Here is a 17,914-nt window from a genome sequence, read left to right on the forward strand (position 1 = left end):
ATTAAGATTTAGCAACAATTGCCGTCCGGGGAACAGCAGGGCTCACTTTTCAATTGGGACAGTCTTACCTTTGGTTTCTTTTCGGGGACCCCACACTGGTCCTTGGCAAGGCAGTCGGTCATCTTGGTGGTCAACAGAAAATGCCCTTCATCAAAGGCAAGGCCATATTTTCCGATAGTGGTGCCCTGGTATTCCACTTCGACTTCCAGTGAGTCCTCTATTTCCAATACCTTTTGGGACAGTTCGATGATATGAACCAACTTTTCGGGATGCAACCTGTGGTCATAGTCGTTGGCCTCCCACAGTTGGAAACTGACCACTTCCTCATGGCGCACGGTTCCCCCGCAGTCTATAAAGTGTTTGTGAATCTTCCCCACTTCGGTGACATGGAAATGTCCGGGGACCATTTCCCCGGTGGGCAATTGGAAGCCAAGGGTTTCCAATCGGGACAGTACTTCTTTTACTTCTGATAATTTCATGGATTGTTCATTTTAGCTTTGATAATAGCATCGACCTGGGTGGCGACATAGATCATTTCCCCCGCGATGACGGCCTTGTTTTCAAAAAGGACCTCTGCATTTCGGTCCGTCAGCCCATCCTGTACATATACCTTGACACTGCTGTCCTCGTCCAAATGTAAGGATTCGAGGGTCTTTCTGTTGATGGTCCAACTATCGGAGCCATAGCGGACCGAATACGTGAACAGGGATTCGCCCTGCGCATTGGAGACCCTGAACCCATCGTTCTTCAGCAGGGCCAGACCGGGAAGGGTCTCATTGGCGGTATCCAGACCAGCGGATTCCACCTTGAACCTGTCATATAATCCGTAGTACATAAGGCCCGTCCTGAGCCAGATCATGGCCAATTGGCCCATATCGTCATTGTCCTGGTCCACAAATACAACGGTATAAGGGGTCTCCCCCATATTGGACACCATTCTGGCGGCGAGTTGGTCCAAAAGCTGGATCTTTTCTTTGGGTATCTGGGGAAAAACGGTCTTCAGTTCCTTTACGGAGCGTTGGATCTTTCCCCTCAGTTCCTGGGAATGTGTGGTCAATGGGAGGCACAACAGCAGCAGTGCCATGGTTAGGATCATTTTTGTTTTCATGGTTTCTATTTTATGGTTTCAGTTTATTAGTTAATCGCAATAAAACGATTAATGGGTTCAAAAAAATACTAACAGCACTCTTGGTCCAGTTCAATCCCCTGATCGAGGAATGCCTTGAACTTATCCTTCATTTCGTTCCAATTTGCCACATTGACACAGTAACAGACACTGGTGCCCTCCACATCGCCCTTGATGAGTCCCATGTTCCGGAGTTCCTTCAAGTGTTGTGAAACCGTAGGCTGTGCCAGTCCTATCTCGTCCACAAGGTCACCACAGACACAGGCCTTGACCTTGAAGAGGTGCTGCAATATGGCAATCCGGGCGGGATGGGCAAATACCTTACCGATGAGGGCGAGCTCATTCTGGTTTTCGGTAAATATTTCGGTCTTTGCCAGTCCCATATCATTATTTTATCGCAATATTACAATATATTGATTCAACATAAAAAGATTTTCGATAAAAATACTTAGGTTCAAACCAAGGCTTTACAAATTTTCAGGGTCACTTGGTCATGTACCACAACATCCGGATGTTGCCTGAATGGGGGGACAGGCCACCGAACCAAAGGAACAATACACGCAACAATCGCCATTTTTGGGCCTTAGAATGGAGCCGCAATTTTCACATTCATAAAAGAACTGACAAGAATCCGTAGGCATCTTTTCCTCTTTGGAATTGCCACAATGCGGACAGGTAATTGTAGAGTACAGATTGATATCCATTATCACTGGTCCTTTATGGTGTATCCGGTTTTCAAAATGGCGTTCACGATAGCATCCCTGGTGGTTTTGGCGGGATCGTACATTATCTGTGCATTGGCTTTTTGGTAATCTGCCTTGACCATGATGATCCCATCAAGTCCATTGACCTCGTGTTCAATATGTGCCTCGCACCCACTGCATGTCATTCCCACGACCGGAATATTGATTTCCTTGACATCTTGGCTCGCAAAAAAGTTCGTTTGACCCTTGGCTTCCTGTTTCGGGTACAAAGATTGGGCATAATAGGGAAAGGCAAGCATCGCTAAGGCAAAGACCGTGATGGTCATCAACCAAATTTTACCCTTCCAAAAGGCCGGCTTTTCGTCCGTATCGCATGCACAGTCTATTTCCTTTTTGGCGACTGTCCTTAACTGTTGGTACCACGCCACTACCAAAACCAAACCCGTAATTCCGATCAAATACGGTCTGAACGGTTCCAAAAACTTAAAATTGGACGCCAGGCCAGATGTTCCGGCCACAATGGCCAAAAGTGGTCCTATGCAACAAAGGGAGGTGGCCATGGCCAAAATAATGGAAGATCCCATTAAGGTTTTCTTGTTATTCATGGTTTACTGGTTTTATTTGTTCTTTTTTATCGAGCAGGTCAAAAATTGGAAAAAGTAACGGCGAATGATCGGTCACCAAGGAATAATGGATCATCTGGCCTTCCTTTTGGGATGTGATCAAATTTCTGTCCTTGAGCTTGCGCAAATGTTGTGAAATTGCGGATACATTCATTTCCAGTATATCACTAAGGTCACAGACACATAAGCGTTGCTCTTGGTTCAAAAGGTAGAGAATCTTAAGCCGAACCGGATTGCCCATTAAATTCATTATCCCTGAAAGGGAGTCCATGGAATTTTCCAAATTTTGCATAGTTTCCCTGCATTCCATTATCTGTTTGGCATCCGCCTCCAAACGTATGCATATGTTCTTATCCATACTACGAAGTTACAGTAATTTATTATTTTAGCAAACTCTAAAATAAATGGGTGGCAAAAGAACAATATCAAGCCCTGGGTCACATTACCTGATAATCTTTAGGGTCGGATATTCCGAATTGTCGTTCGCTTTACTTTGCCCGCTTCCCAATTTCTCCTTCAACTGGGCCATGTCCTTGCTGATTTTCTTTTCCACGACCCTAGCATACTTTTGGGTCGTTGAAAGCTTGGTATGCCCGAGGAGTTTGGAAACGGTCTCAATGGGCACGTCGTTCATTAAGGTGATTGTCGTTGCAAAGGTATGTCTGGCCACATGGAAGGTTAGGTGCTTATCAATATTTGCCCTTTGTGCAATGATCTTTAGGTATTGGTTCACCTTTTGATTGGAATACACTGGAAGAACGGTATTTTCATTTTTGGGAAAATCCACATACTTCTCCAAGATTTTCTTGGCTTTGGGCAATAGGGGAACCTTCACTTCGGTCTTGGTCTTTTGGCGTTTTACATCGATCCAGAGTTCCCCGTCGATGCCGGATACGATACCATTGGGATTGAGAAGTTTGATCTCTATGTAGCTGAGTCCGGTATAACAGGCAAAAAGGAAAATATCCCGGACCAGTTCCATGCCCTTTTCCTCGAATTCCAATTGGTCCAGCGCCAGAATTTCCTCCTCTTCCAAGAAAGCACTGTCATAATCCTCCATTTTCACTTTATACAGATTGAAGGGATTCTTGGGGATACAATCAAATTTATAGGCCATGGTCACCAATTTCTTGAACCGCAGCATATGTTTCATGATACCGTTGTTGTTCAATGTCTGGAACGATTTGATGGGTTCGCAGTTCCGCAGGAAGTTTTCAAACTCGATCAAAAAGGCATAGTCTATCGAGGCCAGCCCAATATCGGGTACCCGATATTTTTTGGCAATGAAGCGTTTCAGGTAGGTCTCTGTGGAGGAATAGTTCTTGACCGTCCCTTTGGCCAGTTTGGGCAACTCATAGGTTCGGTTGTACTCCAAAAGGTCCAATAGGGTGAGCATCACCTTGTCCTTTCCCAGATATCGAAGCTTGATGGATTGTGCCGTTATAAAGTTACTCTCGGCACTAAGTTGCCGATGGCATTCCAGCAACTTTGCACGGACGTCGTCCAGATATTTGTTTACAACAACGGATTCACTGGCCCTATGGTCCATTTTTCCCAAAATAGGACACCATCGTTCTTCAAAAGTTGATCTATGGACACTGAGATCTGCATTTTTTCCTTTACATCTGATCCGGACATAAATTGGAAACCGTCCATCTTTTTTTCTTCCTGATTTTTTCAGCCAAAAACTGATACTGAAGGAGTTAGAGGTATTCATGTGTTCTCGCTTTAAGTGAAACATTGGTTGAAGCGAAAGTCAAATCACACGAAAAATCAATAATGGAAGTACAATTTAGGGAATTTTTCCCGACAAAAATAGGACACTCTATAGGACATCCTCACCGATGGTTTCAGATGGAAATAAAAAAAACCAGAAAAAATTAATTTTCTGGTTTTCAATTAATTAAGGTTTTACTTAGTGTCATAAAACCATGGTTCGTCGGGATGACTGGATTCGAACCAGCGACCACACGCACCCCATGCGTGTACGCTACCAGACTGCGCCACATCCCGAAAATGGATTGCAAAAATATAAATTTTGATGATATTTAACCTACTCCCCTTGCAACTTTTACAAATCTAAAAATCCCCATTCTTGCACATGAACAGGGATTTATATTTTGTATTAAGATATCCTCTTGGTTGTCAACACTTAAACCCTTTAACGATATAGGGTAAAATGCCCTACAAAGCGCTGTTTTTCCCTGTCATTCGCATTAACCACATACCAATAGTCCCCTGTGGGCAACGGTTTGCCCTCATAGTTTCCGTCCCATTTCTTCACTTGGTCCAATCGAGCCACTACCCGGCCATATCGGTCATAAATGATGACATCAATATCCGGGAAAAACTCTCGATTTTCCGGGTACCAATAATCATTTAGGTTATCACCATCGGGAGTAAAGAAATTCGGCATTTCAGGCATTCCTTCAAAATTAAATGGCATCACCAGATTGGCCACACATCCATTTTGGTCCCGGACCATGATGTTGATGTTGGAATCCACATTGATATTGAAGACATTCACCTCCCCATAGGATTCCCCTTGGAAGAAATATTCATATCCTCCAAATCCTCCCGTGGCCATTGCGGTTACTTCATTAGGCCCAGTTTTTATGGCTTCCAAGGTCAACGGTTCATAGGCGTCGATCTCAAACTCCACGAAAGTCACACATCCGTTTGCATGATAAATATATACCGTATGTTCCCCTGGTGACAAATCTCCATAGGTTCTTTGGTCAGTCGCCAATTGAACATCATCCACATCCAACGAAAATAAGAGGTCCGAAAGTTGTGAACTATCCGCAATGTTGATGGTAGTGGTACTATTCGGGAATATTCCTTCACATCCATATTCCACAACGGGTTCGGCCACAATATCCACTCCAATACCGATTTCCGCAATTACATTGGTCTGGCATCCATTGGCATCCCGAACAAAAACCACATAGGTTTCCCCGCCTTGCAGGTTGTCAAAGAACATGGTATCATTTTGTACAAAATCGGCATCGTCGGCAGAATTCACACTGGTAAAATACGGAGCTGTTCCCCCTGTTACCTGAAGGGTCATGGTGCCATCACCATCGCCCATACAGGTTTCGGGTGTGGTTGAAATTACCCCTGCCAACAATTCCATGGGCTGGGTTATCTCCACCGTTCTGGTAATAGTACAACCCAAATCATCCTGAATGATGATATCGTAGGTTCTTGGTGGTAAATCCGTGAACGTTCTTCTGTTCGGATTATTTGGATCATTCCCTTCAAAAAATTCACTCAAGTTGTCCGAAATGGAATATCTAATGGCTCCTGTACCTCCACTCGCCTCAATAATGATCTGTCCGTTGGCGTCTCCCGCACACATTACTGGTACAGCTTCCAAATACTCCAACACCAATGGTGGTTTTGGGTCGATGACGATGGGGTCCGAAATGGCGGTACATCCTCCACTTTCCGCATATACATAATAGGTTCCCGGGTTCAATTCCCTAAAGATACCGGAAGCTTGGGCAGGACGAACAATAGTAGATGCATTGGGTGGCACGGTATTCGAATTCACCAAGGTATACACATAACTTCCTATACCGCCAAAGGCTTCTGAACGGATGATTCCGGTCGCTTCCCCGGCACAATTGATGGTCGCATTGGTCAAGTCCAAGGCAATGACCAAAGGTGCAGCAGGATCCAATGAAATCTGGTTCGATCTTTCGAATGGACAACCGTTGGAATTTTGCACATCATATTGGAATGGCCCTGGGTCCAGGGTAATATCGGCTGCAATTTCCACACTGGTCATTCCCGCACCGAACGGTACAAAGGGGTCAGAGGTCCCCGATCTGCGGTAGAAATAATCCACTCCCGCTTCCGGATTGGTGACCATAAGTTCCATTCTACCCAAATCCCCACAACCCGGAGGTTGAAGTTCCACCAATTCCGCCACCACAATTTCTGGATCCTGAACGGTAATCGGAACCGTGGTATAACTACAGTTCCAACCATCAAAAATGGTGATGGTGTAATCCCCTGCCGACAAATTGGCAAATGTTGGAGTTGTCTGAAGACCACTATTGGTACCATCCGTAATCCGGTTCAATTGGTACAGATAATTGCCGGGGCCTTGTCCTCCACCTACATTATATGCTTCTATGATACCATTATTATCATTGTTACATGCCAGTTGCTGTACGATTTGGATATCCGCGGCAATCGGTGTTGGCAATGGTAGATTGATGTTGGTAGATGATTCGCACCCCCTTAGATCCCTCACATTAATGGTATAGGTGTCCGTCGATAGATTTTCAAATACCGGATTGGTATTCGGGTAATCCACCAAAATGTTTCCTCCGGAATCCATCAATTGGTACTGATAGGTTCCCCAACCGCCATCGCCAGCCACGGTAATTTCACCGTAACCGGGCACATTACAGGTCACTGGAGAGGTTTGGACAGCACTTACGGTAAGTGCCCTATCCGGAGACCTGACCGTAACCACATTACTGACCTCATCACAGAATGGGGAATCCATCGCCTCAATATGCACTACAAGATTACCTGCGGGCACATTAGTGATTAATTCTGGGGTATTTATGGGCGCATTGGTATCAAAAGTACCCGTCACACCAGTAGAAGTCTCAACTCCTGAACTATTTCTGCTGAATACTTCATAATTATACACCCCACTATAATTGTTGATCTGTAGACTGATCACCCCGTCATTTCCATTAAAACAAGTAACAGGTTGAACCTCGGCAATGACCCCTTCGATGTTGTTATATTCGGGCATGTTGATGGTGGCGGTCAAATAGGAACATCCCCCACTGCCTATATCGGTAACAGCAAAAATATAGTCTCCGGGAGTCGCAATGTCCCAGGTAACACGATCGGTCCCTCCTGAACTTCTTGCAGGTTCCGAGCCCAATGGCAAGATTTCCACCTCATAGTTTCCAGGGCCTTCATTTATGATGATATCAATGGAACCCGGAGCGACACCCGTACCTGAAGCATCACAAGTAATTTGGTTTACATTGTAACTAAAAGTGATATCCGTTGGAGTATCGATGGTCACTGTGGAAGTCTGCTCACATCCGTTTTGATCTCTTGCGGTCAAAATAATGGTCTGGTTGGTACCGTTATCAATGACCTCAAAAGTATTACTGGTTTGGAAATTGGTACCATCAAATTGTGGCGTACCGTCATTCATGCTATAGGTGTAAGGACTTGTTCCCGTTGCGGTTCCTGTTCCATCCCCATTGGTATCCGTATAAACGGTAATGGTTGCCGTACTGAACTGGTTACTGGATGGGTTGCACGTAAATTGTGTATTGACCGCAGTAACGGTTAAATCTGCAGGTTCTATGATGATGATATCGGAAGAACGATCGGTACAGCCTCTATCCGAAACCACCTCCACTTGATAGGTATTGGGTGGAAGGTCATCAAAAACGGGGGAACCTTGGGGTCCCGCCACGATAGTTGACCCAGAACCGTCATACAGAATATAGCTCAGTGGAGTATCGGTATCACTACCCGGTTGCAGTTCCACTGATATGGTCCCATTGTTCGATCCATAGCAAGTGACATCACTACTTGGCGTGGCCGTAATGATCGGACTGTTGACCGTAGATACATTCACGATGGCTTCATCGGAACACAATGGGAAGGTATTGGAACTTAGGTCGGTAACCAAAATATTATAATCCCCTGGCAATACGCTATTGAAAACATTGGAGCTCTGTGCCGGACCAATATTGGCCAAGGTATTGGCATCCCGTAGCTGAAACTCAAAATTACCACTACCTCCAGTGGTGTTCACCGTGATTACTCCATCCCCTGCATTACAGGTTGGAAACGAGGTCGCATCCGCCGTAATGGCAAAGAAATCGAATACTTCCGCTGTGACGGTATTGGTACAACCATTGCCATCCCTAACAGTAATCAAATAGGTTCCAGGGTTAGGCACGGTAAAAGTGGTGGCCGTTTGGAATCCGCTACCAATATTGTACTGGAAGGTTTCTTCGGGCAGCCCTGACCCTGTAGATAAAGGAGAAACCATATTGATTTGGTACCCACTGGTTGCGGTACACTGGTTCACTACGTTGATAACCGGGTTAGGCACTCCCGCTTCTTGGGTCACGGTCAACGTAGTTAGAGCGGTACAACCATTGGCATCCTGAACATAGAAATCATAATCGGTAGGATAGGGTCCCGGAATTTCAAAAGTGGTCGCCGATGCAAAAACAGTGGGTGCCGGGCTTCCTGATGGCACATAGGCATAATTGAACGGTTCCGTTCCCCCGAATCCCCTAACAGTGACCAAAGCCCCTGCATTACAGGTCGCTTCCACAAAATTATCAATGGCAATGGAAGGTGAACTAAAGCCAATAAAGACCAAGGTACTTCCACTACAACCATTTACATCGTCGCGTACCACTATTTGGTAGTTACCTGGGGCCAATCCGTTAAAGGTACCACTGTATGGTATTGTTTCGCCTGTATGGGCAGTAGGTCCAGAAACAATTGCGCCAGTGTCAGTATTTTGTAAAGTGAGCGTAAAATTCCCTGCTCCGGATATTCCACTCACCTCAAAATCGATGGAACCACTACCCGAGACATTACAGGATGCCGCCGTAGTGGTGGCTACCACCGCCACTGGGTTTGGAGCGGGAATTGGATCAATCTCTTCAATATAGGTACATCCATTGGCATCCCTCACTTCCACAAAATAGGTGACACCAGGGACCACTTGACCGGTAAAATCATAGATGTCCCCTCCAGAAGTAGCTGGATTGAAGGTTGGCTCCCCAACCAATCTAAATTCGTATGGTGCGGTTCCCCCAGTGGCTTGAACACGATAAGGGAAGGTAGTATCCGAACAAATGGAAGGATTGGGATCCAAAGGAATCAAATCCAATTGATTTTGATCGATGACCACTTCATCACGATCTTCACACCCGGAGGCATCGGTGGTCACCACCGTATAATTTCCCATGGGAAGGTTTGGAAAATTCACGGTAGTACTTGCTGTTCCCGTGGAGGAGGCTACCAAATTGCCGGCAACATCCAACAGAATATAATCAAATGGTGCCACTCCATTGTTGATGGTAGTTGAAATGGAACCATTCACAGCACCTGACGAACATATGGCATCCGTTGGGGTCACTGTTGCATCCAAGGGGTCACTGGCCCCAATGGTTACGGTGTATTCTGGGCTTACACACCCCCTGCTATCACGGATTACAAAACCACCATGGGTACCAGGTCCATAACCTGAAAAGAAGTTTTGCGTTCCAAAAGTTGCCCCATTGTCATTACTGAATTCATAAGGGGGCACCCCTTGGGTGGTATCCGGAATCAATTGTACGATACCGCTCGTATTGTCACCACACTGGGTATCAATTCCCACGGCCGAACCAGCAATGGTCTCCGGCGGAGAAATGGTCACAATATTGGATTCCGTGGTACATCCCCTGCTATCTGTCACCAAGAACTGAAAAGTGGTATCCGAAATAATGGAGCCATCATTGGGTATGCTATACACAAACGACGTTCCCGTAATATTGTTATTGTCAGAAGTATAAGGCGCCCCGTTGATACTCACCTCATAAATATCATAATTCCCTCCAGAGGTATATCCATTGCTGATATTCACCTGAATCTGTCCCGGAGGTCCCGCACAATCCAACTCTTGAATGGTAATGGCATTTGCAATAACTTGAGGCTGAATGGTAGCCGTAACCGTGTCCCTACAATCGTTGGCATCCACCACTTCAATAGTATAGGTGCCTGGAGTTAGTCCAGAAAAACTGTTACTCGCTCCCAAAGCTCCACCATTGATTCGATATTGATATGGCGCCAATCCTCCTGTAGCGTTGACCACCAAGGTAGAGGCCGTGAAATTGTCATAACAGAAATCCGAAGCTCCATTGTCAAGCGTCAAGGTTGGGGCATCCAAACGGGTCAAGGTAAAACTATCGGTAACCGTACATCCGTTGGCATCGGTAACGCTAACTTGATAGGTTCCATCTTGTGATAGATTGGAGAATGTGCTACCATTTTTAGGTCCACGCACGGAACTATCGGGTTGGATCAAGGTATAGCGATTTCCTCCCCAGCCTCCAATAGTGTTGATGCGCACGGCACCAATATTTCCATTCTGGCAGCTCATGGCTGTAACATCCAAACTGGAAATGGCAAAAGCCGTTGAAGGTTCTTCGATGACCAAAGTAGCCGTATCGGTACAATTGGTTTCTTCATCGGTAACGGAAATCACATAACTTCCTGCGGATAATCCCGTTAAGGGCACTATACCACTACTTTGTCCTGTAAAAACTGGTCCACCATCGATACTGTAGCTGTAGGTTGAATTAAATCCATCCACCAAATAGCGGCCTTCGCCATCCGAATCGCCTACACAGGTAACCACCTTGGTCTGTTGGGCGGCAACACCAATGGAGCTGATATCGGTAATGGCATAATTTTCATCGTAGGAGCAACCTTCGGTATCGGTCACCCTAAAGGTGTAAGTACCCAATCCCAATCCAGTAAAGGTGCTGTTATTGCCATTATTGATGGCGCTAGCTGTTGGTGCAATGATTTCATAAGTGTAAGGACCCGTACCCCCGGTTACCGCAACATCAACAGAGGCGGTGGTGGTGATACAATCCAAACTTGAAATACTGAAAGCAAGATCCGTTGGTTTGTTCAATGCGTTGAACACCACATCAGGAAGGGTCTGCACACAACCATTGGCATCTCGAACCATAGGCGTATAGGTCCCCACACCCAAATTCGGAAATACAGGATTAGTGCCGAAACCGGAACCAATACTGTACTCATAGGGCGCCGTACCACCGGATACCCCAGAAATCGTAATCTGTCCACCCGTTTCATTGGTACAGGAAGGAATAGTATTTGGCGTAGCCGTTGCCGTAATGGTCGATGGGGTGCCAATGGTTGCCGATTGAGGTGTCGTGGTACAGGTAAAAGAATCCTGTTCATACCTCAAAACGACATTATAAGAACCTGGAGCCAAGTTGGAAAACACATTACTTATCTGAAAAGTAGCTCCGTTGTTGATACTATATTCAATTTCATAACCGTAGCCGTTGGTCACGTTAATGGTAACCCTACCATCATTGGCTCCACCGCAATTGGCATCTTGCTCCACTATGTTGAAAACGGGTGGCGGAATATCCTGAACGTCCACGGAAGCGCTTCGTTGACAGCCGTTGGCATCTTCCACCAAAATAGAATAGGTTCCTGCTGAGGTAACTGAAAAACTTGTGGCACCAGAGTAAGGTGAACTAAATGGAGCGCCATCCACACTATAACGATACGGTGCCGTACCTCCCGAAGTGGTCAGATTCACATTCACGGATGTGGCCCCACAGCCAAAACTGTCAGAAGCCGTAGCCGAAACGGCCAAAGGACTGATTCCTCCACCGATTACGATTGGATCACCATTAACATCATTTGTAACGGTTTCAGAACAATTATTGGTCTCCACCCTGATGCTGTAAGTTCCTGGACTTACATTGGCAAAGGTATAGGTATCGGCTCCATTAGGGCCAAAAGTATCCACAGTAACCCCATTTTTCACCAATCGATAGGTATAAAACCCGGGGACGCCAGAAACCTGCACATCGATGCTGCCCAACTCCCCACTACACAAAATATCATTTGCCGTAACATCTACATTGATATCCAAATCACCTACGGTCACCAAGTTGGAAGGGAACACACAAGCACTTGCTGAAACGTTTTTCAAACGCACATAGACCCTGTAGTCGCCAGGAGAAGCAATGTCAAAATAGGGAGTGTCTTGGTAAGGTCCAGATGGACTGTTCAAACTGTATTCGTAACCAGCGGGTACGTTGGTCACCTCTACCCTACCTGGATTTCCACAGATGATATCTTCCTTAATCAATTGGGGATCCAATGGGTTGAGTGTGGATTTAAAGTAATAGTACTGACCTGAATTTACCCGTACCCTAAACTCGCCTGCGGTAGAAAGGTTATAAGTTGCCCCGGTACCCACTGTATTCCAAGTACAGGCTCCATTAATGGTAGGACAATCATCAACAACCGTGGCAGCACAGGTATTTGGATCCAATTTCTGCCATTGGTAGGTACTTCCTGATTGGGAAAGGGAAATGGTTCGGATGTCACTGGTCCCGCACAAAAAGAATTTAGCCAATGTGCTGCCGTCGTTGGGACACACCACTTCTTCATTTGCACCAACAATTATGGTCGCAAACATCATCGTACTGGTCGGGAACAAATCTTCCCCGGTTTCCGTGGGGGCTTCGGTCGTACCGACCGATGCATTTTCTTCTGTAACTGCTTCGGTGATGGAGGATACCACTCTGGTCAGTATCCTGTTGACACCTGTTTTTGCTAATACCGTGGAACCGAAGATTGATATGAACACCAACAACACGACATATAGCAAATGCCTTGTTTTCTGTGGGAGCATAGGGTTAAGTCTTGTTAGGAGAATATTTCAGATTTGGGACCTTAATATTCTATAAAGTAATTATCTATTCTTATAAAAATCTCTTTATCTTCAACACACCCGATTACCAAAAAGCAACCGTTTATCTATAAAATCTGTTATTTCAACGTAAAACTATGAAAAAAAGTCTGTCAATTGCCTATTTTTTCGTTGTACTGCTTAGTACATCCTGCGCGCAACAGCCAGATAATGGCATAAATCTTCCCAAAACCCTTGATTTTACTGTAGAAACCGTAGTTGAAGGTTTCCAGAACCCTTGGGGCATGGCTTTTCTTCCAAATGGTGGAATCCTTATCTCGGAGAAATCAGGAAAATTGATTTTGCACAAGTCAGGAAAAAACATAGAAATTGGGAATGTTCCAGAAGTATACAATCGTGGTCAGGGGGGATTATTGGATATTGAACTACATGCCAATTACAAGGAAAATGGTTGGATCTATTTTTCGTATGCCTCCAGTGATGGTGATGAAAAAGGCGGAAACACGGCCATCATGCGTGCCAAACTTTCCAATAATAAGCTTGTGGACCAACAAGTATTGTACAAAGCTGTCCCCAACTCTACCCGCGGGCAACATTTTGGTTCTAGGTTGGAATTTGATCGTAACGGCCATCTTTTCTTTTCCATTGGGGAACGGGGCGACAGGGACGTGAATCCGCAGGACATTAAAAGGGACGGTGGAAAAATTTACAGGATCAATGACGATGGCAGCATTCCAAAAGACAATCCTTTTGTAGGAAACAATGGTGCCAAAAAGGCCATTTACAGTTATGGACACCGAAACCCCCAAGGTTTGGCGCTCCATCCAGAAACGGGAGTGCTTTGGGAGCATGAACATGGCCCTAGGGGTGGTGACGAGATCAATATCATCCAAAAAGGAAAAAACTATGGATGGCCGGTCATCACTTACGGTATCAACTATAGTGGAACAAAAATTACCGACGAGACCTCCAAACCCGGTATGGAACAACCCATCTATCAATGGACGCCTTCTATTGCTCCCTCTGGGATGACATTTGTAACCTCTAACAAATATCCAAAATGGAAAGGAAATCTATTGGTTGGATCACTGGCCTTTCAATATTTGGAACGATTGGAACTCAAGAATAACAAGGTCGTCTATCGGGAAAAGTTATTGGATGGCATGGGTCGGGTCCGAAATGTTCGCCAAGCACCCGATGGCTACATTTATGTAGGTATTGAAGGCAAAGGCATTGTCAAATTGGTCCCTAAATAGCCCTAGACTTATTTTAGGGCATCAACGGCCAGTTTAACGGAGCCATACTTTTTAAGGGCATTTTCCGCCTCTTCATAGCTCAAGCCCAACTCTTCCATAATGTATCGGGTTCCGCGATCCACCAATTTGGTATTGCTGAGTTGCATGTTCACCATTTTATTACCCTTCACCCTCCCAATACGGATCATGAGTCCTGTAGATATCATATTGAGCACCAGTTTTTGGCTTGTACCACTTTTCATACGGGTGCTTCCCGTGAGGAACTCTGGCCCTACATTGATTTCTATAGGAATATCCGAATCCAAAGCCAACGGCGACCCAGGATTGTTTGTAATACCGGCCGTCAAGATACCGTGTGCTTTGGCATCTGCTATACCGCCCAATACATAAGGTGTGGTTCCCGATGCGGCAATACCAACCAAAACGTCGTTGTCATTGATGTCATACTCCTGAAGATCTTTCCAAGCCTGCTTTGTATCGTCTTCGGCAAATTCCACAGCCTTGCGAATGGCACTGTCACCCCCTGCAATCAAACCAATCACACGATCGTAGGGCATCCCAAAGGTGGGTGGAATCTCTGAAGCATCCAAAATACCCAACCTACCACTTGTACCTGCTCCTATGTAGAACAAACGACCTCCCTTTTCAAAGCGCTTTGCGGTTTCTTCAACAACAAGGGCCACTTTGGGCAATACCTCTTCCACGGCATGGGCCACTTTCTTATCCTCATTATTGATGTTGGCCACGATCTCCAACGCATCCATCTCCTCCAATCGGTCGTACAAAGATGGTTTCTCCGTTATCTTAATGTGCTTTTCCACCACTCCTACAATAATTGTATGTTCATATTCTTAAATGCATCGAGCTTCTTGTCCCAAGGTTCTAGTTCGGTCACCATGGTACTAATTACATTCAAATCACAGGTCTTGAAACGATGCTGCGAATTCAATTTTTCCGATATGCACAAAAGTACCGTTTTCTTGGAAGCATTGATCACCGCTTTTTTTGTCTGTACCACTTCCCAATCAAACTCGGTCAACCCAAACTCCGCGTCCACATATCCGGTCCCAATGAAACTATAATCCACCTTGATCTGCGCCAATGCATTTATGGTATTGGCTCCCACGGCAATCTGTGAATCCCTGGAAAGTGTACCCCCAATAAATATGGTTTCCACATTGGGTTTGCCCAACAATTCCATGGCCACGGGAAGACTGAGGGTAAAACAGGTCAGCTTAATGTTGGTCGGCAACAATCTGGCCAATTCCAAACAAGTGGTCCCTCCATCGATCAAAATCACACTGTTATTTCTTAGCAATGTTGATGCTTTTTTGGCGATGCCCACTTTCTTATCCAGGGCATAAACGTTACTCCTGGCTGGACTATGGTTGACAAAACCCAATGATACCGCCCCGCCATGCACCTTCGTCAGCAGATTCTCAGCATCCAATTCCTTGACATCCCTCCTGACCGTATCAATGGACACATCCAGTTTCTCGGCCAAATCCGTCAATAGCACCCTATTGTGGAGTTCCACTTCATTAAGGATGGCATGTTGTCGTTCTTCCTTGAGCATCAAATTCTTGTTTGGGTTCAAAATCAAAAGTAGAAAACAATTCCAGATTATGCCGTTTACTTTCAAACCAATGTTAACTTTTGATTAAAAAAGCACAAAACAGCAAATATATTGCAAAAAACAGCAATATTTAATTATATTTGTCGAGTTTTAAACCCTTAATCCCGACAAAACATGCAAGAATTGGTTAAAAATCCCTTAAAACACGAGCCCATAGATGCAGAAACCGTAAAGTTTGAAAAGGTAAACACCCATATTTATCAAGATTCGGAAAGTGCATCATGGTATGTTGCCAATGAAATTGCCGGCCTCATCAAACAAAAGCAAGAACAAGGCAAAAAAGCAGTGCTTGGCTTGGCCACTGGATCCACCCCTACAAAAGTGTACGATTACTTGGTACAGTTTTACAAAGAAGGTAGGTTGAGCTTCAAAAACGTGGTCACCTTCAATTTGGACGAATACTTTCCGATGGATCCAAGTTCCATCCACAGCTATAAGCGTTTCATGAACGAACACCTATTTGACCATATCGACATTGAACCTTACAACATCCATATCCCGGACGGAAGCCTGTCCAAAGATGATGTCAGGAAATATTGTGCGGACTACGAGGAAAAAATCCAAAATGTTGGGGGAATCGACATCCAAATTCTGGGAATTGGTAGAACTGGGCATATCGGGTTCAATGAACCTGGATCCTCGCTGAGCTCCAAAACACGTTTGGTCCGTTTGGACAGGGTTACCCGTTTGGATGCTGCCAGTGATTTCTTCGGGGAAGAAAATGTTCCCAAAAGGGCCATTACCATGGGAGTTGGAACCATCATGGGAGCCAAAAAAATCATCTTGATGGCTTGGGGAGAGGGAAAATCAAACATCATATACCAAGCGGTTGAGGGCAAGATCAAAGAGTCTGTACCGGCTACTTTCCTACAACACCATGAGAATTGTGATTTTGTAGTGGATAGCGCCGCAGCTTCCAACTTGACCAGAATAAAGACCCCATGGTTGGTTACGGAATGTGAGTGGAACGACAAACTCATCAAGAGTGCCGCTATCTGGCTTTCCGAAAAGTTGGACAAAGCTATTTTGAAATTGACCAATGAGGATTACAATGAATATGGAATGGGTAATTTGATTGCAGAAATTGGTTCTGCCGAACAAATCAACCTTAATGTGTTCAATGAACTGCAACGCACCATTACGGGTTGGCCTGGAGGAAAACCCAATGCGGATGATAGCCAAAGACCGGAGAGAGCCGAGCCATATCCAAAAACTTCGCTCATCTTCAGTCCGCACCCTGATGATGATGTTATTTCCATGGGTGGCACTTTGCTAAGACTGGTAGATCAAGGGCATCATGTGCATGTAGCCTACCAAACTTCAGGAAACATCGCCGTATTTGATGACGAAGTAATCCGTTTTTTGGATTTCGCGACCGACATTCAAAAAGAAAACAAAGAGCTTAAAAAGAAATTCAAGGAGGTACGCGAATTCCTGGCCAGTAAGAAACCAGGCGAAGTGGATAGTCCAGAAGTACAACAATTCAAGGGACTTATCAGAAAAGGGGAAGCTTTGGCTGCCTGTAGGTATTGCGGGGTGAAAGAAGATAACGCACACTTCCTCAACCTTCCTTTCTACGAAACCGGAGCCGTCAGAAAAAAACCTCTGTCCGACGAGGACATCCAGATTACCTATGACCTGTTGAACAGATTGAAGCCCCATCAAATTTTTGCCGCAGGTGACCTTTCCGACCCTCATGGCACACACAGGGTCTGTTTGGAAAGTGTTTTTAGGGCCTTACAAAAATTGAAGGACGACAGAGTGGATTGGATCAGAAACTGTTATGTATGGCTATATAGGGGCGCTTGGCAAGAATGGGACATTGCGGACATGGAAATGGCCATACCCATTGGGCCCAAGGATATGACAAGAAAGAAAAATGCCATCTTCAAACATCAATCTCAAAAGGACAGCGCCATGTTCCCCGGCAATGATGAAAGGGAGTTTTGGCAGCGTGCAGAGCAGAGGAACAAAGAAACCGCCAATCGATATAATGCTTTGGGTATGGCCGAATACGAAGCCATGGAAGGCTTTGTACGATACCATTTCTAATCTTAAACAATAGATTGATTTTATTTAA

Annotated in this window: 12 protein-coding genes and 1 tRNA gene; 2 read left to right on the forward strand and 11 right to left on the reverse strand. The window is 45.2% G+C overall.

Annotated elements, in window-relative coordinates; translation table 11 throughout:
• Positions 1 to 8: 8 nt before the first annotated feature.
• The 9 genes from D2V05_RS06525 to D2V05_RS06565 form a co-directional block, all read right to left on the reverse strand.
• Positions 9 to 479 (reverse strand): DUF6428 family protein, encoded by a 471-nt coding sequence (locus D2V05_RS06525; RefSeq protein ID WP_036379069.1) that lies wholly within the window; start codon positions 477 to 479, stop codon positions 9 to 11.
• Positions 476 to 1,108, reverse strand: a complete 633-nt coding sequence (locus tag D2V05_RS06530) for a hypothetical protein (RefSeq protein ID WP_108423558.1) — start codon at positions 1,106 to 1,108, stop codon at positions 476 to 478. Before D2V05_RS06530 ends, D2V05_RS06525 begins: the two co-directional genes overlap by 4 nt.
• A 68-nt stretch (positions 1,109 to 1,176) precedes the next feature.
• Positions 1,177 to 1,509, reverse strand: coding sequence for an ArsR/SmtB family transcription factor (locus D2V05_RS06535; RefSeq protein ID WP_036379071.1), 333 nt, complete (start codon positions 1,507 to 1,509; stop codon positions 1,177 to 1,179).
• A 108-nt stretch (positions 1,510 to 1,617) separates the two neighbouring features.
• Positions 1,618 to 1,830: a GDCCVxC domain-containing (seleno)protein gene (locus D2V05_RS19815; RefSeq protein ID WP_081894160.1), complete on the reverse strand. Its 213-nt coding sequence runs from the start codon at positions 1,828 to 1,830 to the stop codon at positions 1,618 to 1,620.
• Positions 1,831 to 1,832: 2 nt separating this feature from the next.
• On the reverse strand, positions 1,833 to 2,435 hold the full coding sequence (gene merTP, locus D2V05_RS06545; RefSeq protein WP_036379073.1) for a mercuric transport protein MerTP: 603 nt from the start codon (positions 2,433 to 2,435) through the stop codon (positions 1,833 to 1,835).
• Positions 2,428 to 2,811, reverse strand: coding sequence for an ArsR/SmtB family transcription factor (locus D2V05_RS06550; protein ID WP_036379075.1), 384 nt, complete (start codon positions 2,809 to 2,811; stop codon positions 2,428 to 2,430). The genes merTP and D2V05_RS06550 overlap by 8 nt, the downstream gene beginning before the upstream one ends.
• Before the next feature lie 84 nt (positions 2,812 to 2,895).
• Positions 2,896 to 4,170 carry a site-specific integrase gene (locus D2V05_RS06555; RefSeq protein ID WP_036385944.1) on the reverse strand — a complete coding sequence of 425 codons (1,275 nt, stop codon included), beginning with the start codon at positions 4,168 to 4,170 and terminating at the stop codon, positions 2,896 to 2,898.
• Between the two features lie 222 nt (positions 4,171 to 4,392).
• Positions 4,393 to 4,466, reverse strand: a tRNA-Pro gene (locus tag D2V05_RS06560).
• Positions 4,467 to 4,614: 148 nt separating this feature from the next.
• Positions 4,615 to 12,924, reverse strand: coding sequence for a T9SS type B sorting domain-containing protein (locus D2V05_RS06565; RefSeq protein ID WP_119646832.1), 8,310 nt, complete (start codon positions 12,922 to 12,924; stop codon positions 4,615 to 4,617).
• A 155-nt stretch (positions 12,925 to 13,079) separates the two neighbouring features.
• Here D2V05_RS06565 and D2V05_RS06570 point away from each other — a divergent pair, with 155 nt between their 5' ends.
• Entirely contained in the window at positions 13,080 to 14,198 is a 1,119-nt protein-coding gene (locus D2V05_RS06570; RefSeq protein ID WP_119646833.1) for a PQQ-dependent sugar dehydrogenase, read from the forward strand.
• A gap of 8 nt (positions 14,199 to 14,206) precedes the next feature.
• On the opposite strand, the gene murQ is transcribed toward D2V05_RS06570, so the two are convergent.
• Complete coding sequence (gene murQ, locus D2V05_RS06575) at positions 14,207 to 15,019, reverse strand: N-acetylmuramic acid 6-phosphate etherase (protein WP_119647125.1); 813 nt, start codon at positions 15,017 to 15,019, stop codon at positions 14,207 to 14,209.
• 5 nt (positions 15,020 to 15,024) lie between these two features.
• Positions 15,025 to 15,774: a DeoR/GlpR family DNA-binding transcription regulator gene (locus D2V05_RS06580; protein ID WP_119647126.1), complete on the reverse strand. Its 750-nt coding sequence runs from the start codon at positions 15,772 to 15,774 to the stop codon at positions 15,025 to 15,027.
• A gap of 174 nt (positions 15,775 to 15,948) precedes the next feature.
• On the opposite strand from D2V05_RS06580, the gene nagB reads away from it, so the two are divergent.
• On the forward strand, positions 15,949 to 17,886 hold the full coding sequence (gene nagB / locus D2V05_RS06585; protein WP_119646835.1) for a glucosamine-6-phosphate deaminase: 1,938 nt from the start codon (positions 15,949 to 15,951) through the stop codon (positions 17,884 to 17,886).
• The last annotated feature ends 28 nt before the right edge of the window (positions 17,887 to 17,914 follow it).

It is taken from the genome of Flagellimonas pelagia (assembly GCF_003584135.1).
Taxonomy (GTDB): Bacteria; Bacteroidota; Bacteroidia; order Flavobacteriales; family Flavobacteriaceae; genus Flagellimonas; species Flagellimonas pelagia.

Coding starts and splice junctions, on each gene's coding strand:
- D2V05_RS06525 (WP_036379069.1), bottom strand. CDS start 479: ATGAAATTATCAGAAGTAAAAGAAGTACTGTCCCGATTGGAAACCCTT.
- D2V05_RS06530 (WP_108423558.1), bottom strand. CDS start 1,108: ATGAAAACAAAAATGATCCTAACCATGGCACTGCTGCTGTTGTGCCTC.
- D2V05_RS06535 (WP_036379071.1), bottom strand. CDS start 1,509: ATGGGACTGGCAAAGACCGAAATATTTACCGAAAACCAGAATGAGCTC.
- D2V05_RS19815 (WP_081894160.1), bottom strand. CDS start 1,830: ATGGATATCAATCTGTACTCTACAATTACCTGTCCGCATTGTGGCAAT.
- merTP (WP_036379073.1), bottom strand. CDS start 2,435: ATGAATAACAAGAAAACCTTAATGGGATCTTCCATTATTTTGGCCATG.
- D2V05_RS06550 (WP_036379075.1), bottom strand. CDS start 2,811: ATGGATAAGAACATATGCATACGTTTGGAGGCGGATGCCAAACAGATA.
- D2V05_RS06555 (WP_036385944.1), bottom strand. CDS start 4,170: ATGAATACCTCTAACTCCTTCAGTATCAGTTTTTGGCTGAAAAAATCA.
- D2V05_RS06565 (WP_119646832.1), bottom strand. CDS start 12,924: ATGCTCCCACAGAAAACAAGGCATTTGCTATATGTCGTGTTGTTGGTG.
- D2V05_RS06570 (WP_119646833.1), top strand. CDS start 13,080: ATGAAAAAAAGTCTGTCAATTGCCTATTTTTTCGTTGTACTGCTTAGT.
- D2V05_RS06580 (WP_119647126.1), bottom strand. CDS start 15,774: ATGCTCAAGGAAGAACGACAACATGCCATCCTTAATGAAGTGGAACTC.
- nagB (WP_119646835.1), top strand. CDS start 15,949: ATGCAAGAATTGGTTAAAAATCCCTTAAAACACGAGCCCATAGATGCA.